This window comes from Myxococcus virescens, assembly GCF_900101905.1.
Taxonomy (GTDB): Bacteria; Myxococcota; Myxococcia; order Myxococcales; family Myxococcaceae; genus Myxococcus; species Myxococcus virescens.
Map to the genome: position 1 here is coordinate 216,928 of NZ_FNAJ01000009.1, position 9,328 is coordinate 226,255.

10 protein-coding genes and 1 pseudogene are annotated in these 9,328 nt (G+C 68.3%); 8 read left to right on the forward strand and 3 right to left on the reverse strand.

Annotation, left to right across the window (positions count from 1 at the left end):
* The first annotated feature begins 79 nt into the window (after positions 1 to 79).
* The 4 genes from BLU09_RS24975 to BLU09_RS24990 all read left to right on the forward strand — a co-directional run bounded on the left by BLU09_RS24975 (position 80) and on the right by BLU09_RS24990 (position 2,601).
* Positions 80 to 502 (forward strand): hypothetical protein, encoded by a 423-nt coding sequence (locus BLU09_RS24975; protein ID WP_090491990.1) that lies wholly within the window; start codon positions 80 to 82, stop codon positions 500 to 502.
* Positions 503 to 608: 106 nt separating this feature from the next.
* Positions 609 to 1,607, forward strand: coding sequence for a hypothetical protein (locus tag BLU09_RS24980; RefSeq protein WP_090491991.1), 999 nt, complete (start codon positions 609 to 611; stop codon positions 1,605 to 1,607).
* Between the two features lie 3 nt (positions 1,608 to 1,610).
* Positions 1,611 to 2,150: a hypothetical protein gene (locus tag BLU09_RS24985; RefSeq protein WP_011552123.1), complete on the forward strand. Its 540-nt coding sequence runs from the start codon at positions 1,611 to 1,613 to the stop codon at positions 2,148 to 2,150.
* A gap of 10 nt (positions 2,151 to 2,160) precedes the next feature.
* Positions 2,161 to 2,601 (forward strand): MaoC family dehydratase, encoded by a 441-nt coding sequence (locus BLU09_RS24990; protein WP_090491992.1) that lies wholly within the window; start codon positions 2,161 to 2,163, stop codon positions 2,599 to 2,601.
* Between the two features lie 75 nt (positions 2,602 to 2,676).
* Here the strand turns inward: BLU09_RS24990 and BLU09_RS24995 are convergent, their stop codons facing one another.
* A complete protein-coding gene (locus BLU09_RS24995) occupies positions 2,677 to 4,044 on the reverse strand; it encodes a pyridoxal-phosphate dependent enzyme (protein ID WP_090491993.1) in 1,368 nt (455 codons plus the stop codon).
* A gap of 286 nt (positions 4,045 to 4,330) precedes the next feature.
* On the opposite strand from BLU09_RS24995, the gene BLU09_RS25000 reads away from it, so the two are divergent.
* Together BLU09_RS25000 and BLU09_RS25005 are read left to right on the forward strand one after the other, a co-directional pair.
* On the forward strand, positions 4,331 to 5,371 hold the full coding sequence (locus BLU09_RS25000) for an aminoglycoside phosphotransferase family protein (RefSeq protein ID WP_090491994.1): 1,041 nt from the start codon (positions 4,331 to 4,333) through the stop codon (positions 5,369 to 5,371).
* A 1-nt stretch (position 5,372) separates the two neighbouring features.
* Complete coding sequence (locus tag BLU09_RS25005) at positions 5,373 to 6,401, forward strand: nucleotidyltransferase family protein (protein ID WP_090491995.1); 1,029 nt, start codon at positions 5,373 to 5,375, stop codon at positions 6,399 to 6,401.
* A 10-nt stretch (positions 6,402 to 6,411) separates the two neighbouring features.
* Here the strand turns inward: BLU09_RS25005 and BLU09_RS25010 are convergent, their stop codons facing one another.
* Positions 6,412 to 7,176: a Stp1/IreP family PP2C-type Ser/Thr phosphatase gene (locus tag BLU09_RS25010; RefSeq protein ID WP_011552128.1), complete on the reverse strand. Its 765-nt coding sequence runs from the start codon at positions 7,174 to 7,176 to the stop codon at positions 6,412 to 6,414.
* A 119-nt stretch (positions 7,177 to 7,295) separates the two neighbouring features.
* On the reverse strand, positions 7,296 to 7,652 hold the full coding sequence (locus BLU09_RS25015; protein WP_090491996.1) for a DUF192 domain-containing protein: 357 nt from the start codon (positions 7,650 to 7,652) through the stop codon (positions 7,296 to 7,298).
* Between the two features lie 17 nt (positions 7,653 to 7,669).
* Here BLU09_RS25015 and BLU09_RS25020 point away from each other — a divergent pair, with 17 nt between their 5' ends.
* Positions 7,670 to 8,173: a tRNA (cytidine(34)-2'-O)-methyltransferase gene (locus tag BLU09_RS25020; protein WP_090491997.1), complete on the forward strand. Its 504-nt coding sequence runs from the start codon at positions 7,670 to 7,672 to the stop codon at positions 8,171 to 8,173.
* Positions 8,174 to 8,207: 34 nt separating this feature from the next.
* A pseudogene (locus tag BLU09_RS38905) lies at positions 8,208 to 9,328 on the forward strand (DUF4388 domain-containing protein); the annotation flags it as partial.

Sequence of the window (9,328 nt, forward strand, 5' to 3'; positions counted from 1 at the left end):
GCCCTTGTCATGTGGAGGCGGCGTGCTGATTTGCTAGTCTGCCCGCTCAGGCAGTGCCCGCCCCTGGAGACCGACCCCCATGACCCGAGAAGAAGCGCAGATGCTGGCGCAGGCGTTCCTCGCCGCCAACGGCAGCCCCAACAGCGTCGGCATCAACCCGCAGGGCTTCGGCGGCGTCGCCCTGGGCGATGCGCAGCTCTACTTCGAGTGGCACGACAAGGAGCAGGCGCTGGAGTGCAGCGCCCTCATCCACCGGTTCCGGGACACCCCCAAGCCGGGCATCCTGGAGGGCTTCCAGGACGAGCAGAAGAAGGGCACCGACACCGGCGGCGGCACCGTGGACTTCGAGCCGGAGAACAAGTCCCTGTTCCTCAGCCGCACCTACACCACGGCGCCGCAGATCCCCATCTTCAACGACGACATGAAGCGGTTGATGAAGGCCAGCATCGAGTGGAGCAGCACCGTCCTGAACCGGGTGGCGGACCGCGTCTTCGGACGCTGATCCTTTGCCGCAGTGCGGCAAAGTGAGGGGCATCGCAACTTCCCGGACCCTGGGACGATAATCCCCTCACCAGCAGTCCACTCCTTCCAAATCGCCTGGAGCCCCCATGAACCCCATCGAGCGCGGCCGGAAACTCATCAACACGGTCCGTACCGGTGCCGAGAAGGCCATTGACCGTACGCAGGACGCCGTGGGTAACGCCGTCGACAACGTGAAGGACGCCGCGGCTGCCGGTGGCCGCAAGGTCGGCCAGTTCGTGGACGGCTTCGAGAACGCCGTCTCCGGCACCGCCCGGGGCGTGGGCAACGTCGTCGGCGGCGCCGCGCGGGGCGTGCAGGAGTTCTTCGGCGGCGGCAACCAGCCGGACCGCGTGCATGACGGCAAGCTGCTGGGCGCGGACGGCGCGACGTTCCCGCCGGGCACCCCGCTGGCGGACATCCCGGGCGTGACGCCGGCCAACAACCCGAACCCGCAGTCGACCATCCTCTACGTCAACGGCATCCTGACGACGAAGGAGACCCAGTCGGAGAGCCTGCAGGCCATCGCCAACGCGACGGGCTCGCGCGTCGTCGGCATCCACAACGCCACCGAGGGCATGGGCGCGGACCTGGCCCAGTGCGTGAAGGACAAGCTGGACAAGGGTACCAACCCCGCAGTGGACACCCTGGCGGACGCGCTCTACACCGAGCTCAAGGCCGGCCGTGACGTGCACCTGATGGCGCACAGCCAGGGTGGCCTCGTCTCCAGCCGCGCGCTGAACGACGTGTACAACCGGCTGCGCATCGAAGATGGGATGTCCAAGCAGGACGCCAGGGCGCTGATGGGGAAGATCAACGTGGAGACGTTCGGCGGCGCCGCCGCCACGTACCCGGACGGCCCGAACTACGTGCACTACGTGAACCGTGGCGACCCGGTCCCCAGCATGTTCGGCCTGGGCCCCATCCCGGACAAGTGGAACCCCGTCGCGGACGGTGGCAAGGGCTCCAAGGTCCACCAGTTCAACGAGTTCCACCTGAACCCGTTCGACGGCCACAGCTTCGAGGACGTCTACCTCAAGAACCGCGTGCCGTTCGACCAGGCCCGCGAAGGCAACTTCAACAAGTAACCCATGGCTACCGCTCCCCGCAGTGGCCTCGCTGGCCTGCTCAGGTCCTGGATTTCGGGCCTGGGCCCCGCAGCTCCGGCGGATACGCCGCTGACGCGGGAGTCTGCCCAGCGACTGGTCCAGGGCTTTCTCCATGAAGAGGGCACGCCGCCCAGCCCGGGCATCAATCCCCAGGGCTTCGGCGGGCTCTCCGCGGGGGGCGCGTCGCTGTACTTCGAGTGGTTGGAGGACACCCAGGCGCTGAAGTGCAGCGCCTTGGTGTACCGCTTCCGCGAGCCGCCCAAGCCCGGCGTCATCGAGGGCTTCCAGGCGGAAGAGCGGGAGGGCACGGATGCCGGTGGCGGCACCGTGGACTACGAGCGGGAGAACCGGGGCCTCTACCTGGCCCGGACGTACACCCGCATGCCGTCCGAGCGCGCCTTCGCCAAGGAGATGCGCCGGCTGATGAAGGTCAGCATCAAGTGGAACTCCGAAGTGTTGGACCGCGTCGCTTCGCGCGTGTTCCACCCGGAGGAACTGGAATCCAAGGACACGTCGCGTTGAAGTAGCGCCCATGCGCTACTTCGAGGACTTCCAGCCCGGGGACGTGAGCGAACACGGCCCCCACGTGGTGTCGCGCGAGGAAATCATCGCCTTCGCGACGCAATTCGACCCGCAGCCCTTCCACCTGAGCGACGAAGCCGCCCGCGACAGCATCTTCGGCGGGCTGGTGGCCAGCGGTTGGCACACCGCCTCGCTGTGTCACCGGCTGTTGGTGGACAGCTTCCTGGGGCAGACGTCCAGCCTGGGCTCGCCCGGCTTGGATGAGCTGCGCTGGCTCAAGCCCGTGCGTCCGGGGGACACGTTGCACGTGCGGGTGGAGGTCGTCTCCGCCACGCCGTCGCGCAGCAAGCCGGACCGGGGCGCCATCAAGCTCCGCATGGAGGTGCGCAACCAGAAGGACGAGGTGGTGATGACGGAGCTGGCGAACGTGCTCTTCGGCCGGCGTCCATGAACACGAAGGGCCTCCCGTTTCCGCTGCGGAAACGTGGAGGCCCTCGGTGCTTCCCGGGCGCGAGCGCGCCGGGGACTACGCCGCCGTGCGGTGCAGGTAGTCGATGAGGTCGATCTTCGTGACGATGCCGACCACCTTCTCGCCGTCCTTCACCACCGCCACGTTGTCCTGAGCGAAGACTTCGCGCAGGCGGGCGATGCTGGTGTCGAGCGACAGCGCGCCCTGCAGCGGCGCGATGATGCTGTCGATGGCGTCGGAGAACTTCGCCTTGCCGGCGACCAGCGCGTTGAGCAGGTCGTACTCGTGCACCATGCCCACCGTGCGGCCGTCGTCGCCCACCACCGGCATCTGGCTGATGCCGTGGCCGCGCATCGTCTCGACCACCTGGTCGACCTTGTCACCGCGGCGCGCCGTCTTCACGTCCTTGCGCTTGTCGCCCAGGATGTCGCGGATGGTGCCGGCGCCCTTCTCCTCCAGGAAGCCGTTGTCGCGCATCCACTCGTCGGAGTGGAACTTGCTGATGTAGCTGCTGCCCGAGTCCGGCAGCACGACGACAATCGTCTTGCCCTTGCCCACTTCCTTGGCCAACTGCACCGCGACGTGAATCGCCGCGCCCGAGGAGCCGCCGGCGAAGATGCCTTCCTCACGCGCCAGGCGGCGCGCGGCGATGAAGCACTGGCGGTCATCGACCTGGCGCACGTCGTCCAGGTGGGTGAAGTCCATGGCGCCGCACAGCATGTCCTCGCCGATGCCTTCCACCTTGTAGACGTGCGGCTCGGTCAGCTTGCCCGTCTTGAAGTAGCCCTCGTAGACGGAGCCCTCCGGGTCCACGCCCACGTTCTTGAGGCCGGGAATCTTCTCCTTCAGGAACTTGCCGGCGCCGCTCATGGTGCCGCCGGTGCCCAGGCCCGCGACGAAGTAGTCGAACTTGCCCTCGGTCTGCTCGTAGATCTCAGGACCGGTGGTGTTGTAGTGCGCCTCGATGTTGTCGGGGTTGTGGTACTGGTTGAGCATGAACGCGCCCGGCGTCTCGCGGTGCAGGCGCTTGGCCGTCTCGTAGTAGCTGCGCGGGTCCTCGGCCGGCACGTTCGTCGGCGTCACCACCACCTGAGCGCCCAGCGCCTTGAGGCGGTTGATCTTCTCCAGGGACATCTTGTCCGGCATGGTGAAGATGCACTTGTAGCCTTTGACGGCCGCGGCCAGCGCCACGCCCATGCCGGTGTTGCCGGACGTGTTCTCGACGATGGTGCCGCCGGGCTTGAGCTTCCCCTCCCGCTCGGCCTTCTCGAGGATGTAGAGCGCCATGCGGTCCTTGATGGACGCGCCCGGGTTCATGAACTCGCACTTGACCAGCACGGTCGCGTCGTTCGGCCCGACGAGCTTGTTGAGCTTGACCAGCGGCGTGTTGCCAATGGCGGTGAGGATGTTCTCGTGGATGTCCATCGCGGCTTCCATAAGTTAATGAGGGTTCGCGGCGCGTCTTATATGCCGCCGCACTGGCCCGGTCGACAGCGTGTGGCCTCTTGCGACCCTGGAGCGTGTTGAACCCGCCCCGGCGGGCAGGGAGTTCCGACGCACCCGGACGAGGGGGGAGGATGGCCGCCCGTCGGGTTGGCGACAGCCCGGGGGGCGTCCGGCCATCCGCCCGGACAGGCCTTTGACCCGGATGGGCGCGCCTCCGATACTCGCGTGCGACTTGCGTCAACCCCCTCCGGAGAACCCCGTCGATATGGAACTCGAGGCCGCCCTGCGCGACCAGGTGGGACAGGCCATGGGCCGTCCCGTTCCCAACGCCCCCATCACGAAGCTGAAGGGCGAGGCGAGCAGCCGCTCGTACTACCGCGTTGGCGCGCCGCCCGAGAGCTGGGTGGTGATGGTGATGCCGCCCGACTCGACGAAGAAGAGCGACGAGGCCACCAAGGGCGAGCCGCCCAAGGAGCTGCCCTTCATCAACGTGCACCGCTACCTGGAGAAGCTGGGCGTGCGGGTGCCGCGCATCCACCGCTACGACGAGCCGGCGGGGATGATGGTGATTGAAGATTTGAGTGACATCACCTTCGAGTCCGCGCTGGAGGGCGGCAAGCACCACGAGGCGCTCTACACCCGCGCCGTGGACCTGCTGGCGCGCCTGCGCGCGGCGGCGGAGAAGGCGGAGGACCCGGACTGCCTGGCCTTCACCCGCGCCTTCGACGAGGACCTCTACGACTGGGAGCTGCACCACTTCCGCGAGTGGGGCCTGGAGGCGTGGAGTGGCAAGAAGCCCACGGACGCCGAGCGCGCCGAGCTGGACGCCACCTTCCGCGACATCGCCCGGCAGCTGGCCGCCGCGCCGCGTGGCTTCACGCACCGCGACTACCAGAGCCGCAACATCATGATGAAGGAGGGCGAGCTGGTCGTCATCGACTTCCAGGACGCACTCCAGGGTCCGCGCCAGTACGACCTGGTGGCGCTCTTGCGCGACAGCTACGTGGAGCTGGACCGCGACTTCGTGGACGCGATGCTGGACCGCTACATCGCCACCTTCCAGGAGGTGAGCGGCGAGCGCATCGACGCGGCGTCCTTCAAGGCCTTCTTCGACTTGCTCACCATCCAGCGCAAGCTGAAGGACGCGGGCCGCTTCGAGTTCATCAACCGGGTGAAGGGCAACCCGGGCTTCCTGGTGTCCATCCCCGCGTCGCTGCGCTACGTGCGTGACGGCTTCGCGCGGCGGCCGGAGCTGCGCAGGCTGCAGGACCTGGTGGCGAAGTACGTCCCGGAGCTGGCGGCCTGAGATGAAGGCCATGGTCCTCTGCGCGGGGCTGGGCACGCGCCTGCGCCCGCTCACCGAACGCTGGCCCAAGCCGGCGATGCCATTCCTGGGACAGCCGCTGCTGCGCTACCACCTGGCGGTGCTGAAGGCCGCGGGCGTGACGGCGGTGGGCATCAACACCCACCACCTGCCGGACACCATGGAGGCGGTGGCCCGCGCCGAGTGCGCTCGCGCGGGGCTGCCGCTGCACGTGGTGAACGAGCCCGTCATCCAGGGCACCGGCGGCGGCATCCGCGGCCTGCGGGACTTCCTGTCGGACGGCGACTTCATCGTCTTCAACGGCGACATCCTCTACCCGGTGGACCTGCGGCCGGTGGTGGCCGTGCACCAGGCGTCCGGCGCGCTGGCCACCCTGGTGCTGCAGCCCATGCCAGTGGGGGAGACGTACGCCGCGGTGGAGCTGGACGCGGAAGGGCGCGTGCGCCGCATCGCCGGCCACGGCCCTGGCGGTGAAGGCTTGTCGCCGTGGCACTTCACCGGCGTGCACGTGATGTCGCCGCGCGTCTTCGACTTCATGTCGCCGCGAGGTGAGGAGGACATCAACCGCGGCGTCTATGTCCGTGCCATGGAGGCCGGGCAGCTGGTGCGCGGCGTGCGGGTGGACGGGTATTGGTCCGACCTGGGCACGCCGTCGCGCTACCTCGCCACCGTGCAGGACGTGCTCGCGGGGCGCGTGCGGCTGGAGTGGCTGGGCGCGGACTCACCGCTGGCGGGGACCACGCGCGGCGCGAGTGGCACCTGGGCGCAAGCGGAGGCCCGCCTGGACGGCACGGCGGAGGGCCCGGTGTACCTGGGGCGGGGCAGCGCGGTGGCCGCCGGAGCCACCGTGGGGCCGGGCGTGTCGCTGGAGCCGGGCGCGAAGGTGGCTTCGGGGGCGCGGCTCTCGCGAGCCACCGTCTTCGAGGACACCGAGGTGTCCTCCGGGGAGTCGCTCTCCGAGGTGCTCGCCTGGGGCGCGCACCGGATTGCCGCGCCGCTGAAGGGGCGCTGAGCCCCGCCGCTCAGGCGGCGTGGTAGCGGGCCAGCACGCAGGTGACGTTGTCGTTGCCACCTGCGGCGTTGGCCATGTCGATGAGCTGCGAGCAGGCCTTCTCCAGCTCCGGCGTGCGCTGCAGGATTTCCTGCATCTGCGCGTCCGTCACCATGCCGCTCAGGCCGTCCGAGCAGAGCAGGAAGACATCGTCCTCCTGAGGCTCCACGCGGGAGACATCCACCTGGACGTTCTCCTTCATGCCCAGCGCGCGGACGATGACGTTCTTGTGGGGGAAGTTCTCGATTTCCTCCGGCGAGAGCTTCTTCGCCTTGAGGTAGTCGTTGAGGAGGGAGTGGTCCTCCGTCACCTGCTTCAGGGCGCCGCCGCGGAAGTAGTAGACGCGGCTGTCGCCGACGTGGCCCACGTAGACGGCGCTCTGGGAGAAGTGCACCGTGACGATGGTGGTGCCCATGCCCTTGTACTTGGACTCGGAGCAGGCCTTCTCGAAGATGCGCGCGTTGGCGAGCTTGACGCCGGTGGCGAGCCGGTTCTCGTCATAGTTGCGCGTCTTGTCCATCTTGAAGGGCCAGGTGCAGTCCTGGTCCTTGGACGTGAGCTTGTAGAACTCGCCGAGCTCGTCCACCGCGATGCGGCTGGCGATTTCGCCAGACGAGTGGCCGCCCATGCCATCCGCCACGCAGAAGAGAAACTCTTCCGGGAGCATCAGGAAGTTGTCCTCGTTGTGATTCCGCTTCATCCCAACGTGGGTGCTGCCAGCTACCTCGATGCGCATGCGCGAGAACTCTTCTAAAGGGGCGAGAAAACGTGGCGCCGAAGGTTAACAAAGCGCTCGGAAATCGGTCAAAACTCGTGCATCCCGGCCTGACAGGCAGGGGCACCTTGGGCAGGGGCTCAAGGAACCGGCTCGAAGCTCAGCACATCGCCTTCCTGGGTGCCGCTGGCCGCGAGGACCCCCGCGGGAAGCTCCAGGACTGAGCGTGACTGGAAATACACGGATGTCGCACGCCAGGGCGGCAAGGCGGGCATCTGCTTGACGATGCGGCCCTGGGCGTCCAGGAACAGCACGTCAATGGGGATGCGCATGAAGAAAGTGTGGATGGAGTTACAGGGGACGATATGGAGCCCCTGGCCCACCTCCAGCGAGTGGCGCCCCATGAGTCCCTTGAACCGTTGGAGGAACGAGGTGGCCTTGTCGGCCCGGTCCGCCAGCAGCCGTTGCCGCGTCTCGTTGTTCACCTTCCAGCGCATGTAGCGCCTTCTACCCCATGCTCGAGCCCCTGGCGCGTCCTCTCCACCTGGTCCTCGTTTCTCCCCAGATTCCCCCCAACACCGGCAACGTCGCCCGCCTGTGCGCCGTGACGGGCTGCCGGCTCATCCTGGTGGAGCCCCTGGGCTTCTCCATTGACGACCGGCAGCTCAAGCGGGCGGGGCTGGACTACTGGGACAAGGTATTTCTCCGCCTGTATCCAACCTACGCGGCCTATGCGGCGGACTACCCGGACGCCCGGCGGTGGCTCTTCTCCGCCCGGGCTGAAACATCCCTGTATGAGGCCCGGTTCGAGGAGGGGGACCACCTGGTGTTCGGCTCGGAGGTGTCCGGGCTGGCGCCGGAGGTGATGGAGGGGGGCTCGGGGACGGCTGTCACCATTCCCATGCTGGAGGATCGCCGGAGCCTGAACCTGTCCACGTCGGTGGGAATCGGGACCTATGAGGCCCTGCGACAGGTCCGTTTCACCGGAGCGGGCAGGCAAGCACCCCCGGCAAGTTGAGGGGCCGTGGAGAGGGACTACACTGCGGCGACGCATGACCCCGTCGCAGGCCGCCGAAGCGCTCTATTCCGCCCACAAGTCCCGTGCCACCGGGCGGCTCACGCTTTCCTCGGGAGGGCGCGAGTCCCGGCTGTGGCTGCGCGATGGGGACCTCGTGGGGACGCAGTTGGGCTTCGGGTTCCAGAGCCCGGCGCAGGCACTGCTCCAGTCCGGGCTGCTGGACGCGGAGGCGCTGGACACGCTGTGGGCGCGGGGCGGGGCAGGGGCTCCGGATGAGGAGACGCTGGAGGCGTTCAACCTGGTGCCGGAGGTGGTGGCGGAGCAGCAGGTGCTCGCGCATGTCCGGCGGTTGAGTGTGCTGGCGGAGCAGGCCGCGTTCGAACCGGGGACGGTGGAGGCGGAGGGGTTTCAGCCCATCGCGGGCGTGCGGGTGGTGCGCGCGGCGCTGGAGGGGCCGATTCATGGCGGCGCGGCGGCGCGGGTGTTCCGGTGCGAGGATGTCGAGGCCTGTGCGCCGTGGCTCGCGGATGCTTCGGAGCGGGCGTTCCTGGAGACGTTGGCGGAGTTCCGTGAGCCGGAGTCGCTGACGCCCGCGCAGGAAGCGCTGCTGCTCGTGCTGGAGCGCGAGGGCTGGGTGCAGGCGCTCTCCGTGGAGGACTGGGAAGCGCGCGAGCGGGTTCGACGGGAGGAGGAAGAGGCTCGGCAGCGAGCGGAGGAGGAGGCGCGGCTCGAAGAGGAGCGGCGGGCGGAGGAGGCTCGGCTCGAGGCGGAGCGGCGGGCGGAGGAGGCTCGGCTCGAGGCGGAGCGGCGGGCGGAGGAGGCTCGGCTCGCGGAGGCGGCTCGGCTCGAAGAAGAGCGCCGTGTGGCGGAAGAAACCCGCATGGCGGAAGAGGCGCGGCTCGCCGAAGAGGCTCGCCTGGCTGAAGAAGCGCGCTTGGCTGAAGAGGCTCGGCTGGCGGAAGAAGCGCGGCTCGAAGAAGAGCGTCGCTTGGCGGAAGAGGCCCGGCTGGCGGAAGAGGCCCGTCTCGCGGAGGTCGCTCGGCTTGAGGCGGAGCGCCTCGCTGAAGAGGAACGGCGTCTCGCGGAGGAGGCGCGTCTCGAAGAGGAGCGTCGTCTTGCCGAAGAGGCTCGGCTTGAGGCGGAGCGCCTAGCTGA

Coding starts and splice junctions, on each gene's coding strand:
- BLU09_RS24975 (WP_090491990.1), top strand. CDS start 80: ATGACCCGAGAAGAAGCGCAGATGCTGGCGCAGGCGTTCCTCGCCGCC.
- BLU09_RS24980 (WP_090491991.1), top strand. CDS start 609: ATGAACCCCATCGAGCGCGGCCGGAAACTCATCAACACGGTCCGTACC.
- BLU09_RS24985 (WP_011552123.1), top strand. CDS start 1,611: ATGGCTACCGCTCCCCGCAGTGGCCTCGCTGGCCTGCTCAGGTCCTGG.
- BLU09_RS24990 (WP_090491992.1), top strand. CDS start 2,161: ATGCGCTACTTCGAGGACTTCCAGCCCGGGGACGTGAGCGAACACGGC.
- BLU09_RS24995 (WP_090491993.1), bottom strand. CDS start 4,044: ATGGACATCCACGAGAACATCCTCACCGCCATTGGCAACACGCCGCTG.
- BLU09_RS25000 (WP_090491994.1), top strand. CDS start 4,331: ATGGAACTCGAGGCCGCCCTGCGCGACCAGGTGGGACAGGCCATGGGC.
- BLU09_RS25005 (WP_090491995.1), top strand. CDS start 5,373: ATGAAGGCCATGGTCCTCTGCGCGGGGCTGGGCACGCGCCTGCGCCCG.
- BLU09_RS25010 (WP_011552128.1), bottom strand. CDS start 7,176: ATGCGCATCGAGGTAGCTGGCAGCACCCACGTTGGGATGAAGCGGAAT.
- BLU09_RS25015 (WP_090491996.1), bottom strand. CDS start 7,652: ATGCGCTGGAAGGTGAACAACGAGACGCGGCAACGGCTGCTGGCGGAC.
- BLU09_RS25020 (WP_090491997.1), top strand. CDS start 7,670: ATGCTCGAGCCCCTGGCGCGTCCTCTCCACCTGGTCCTCGTTTCTCCC.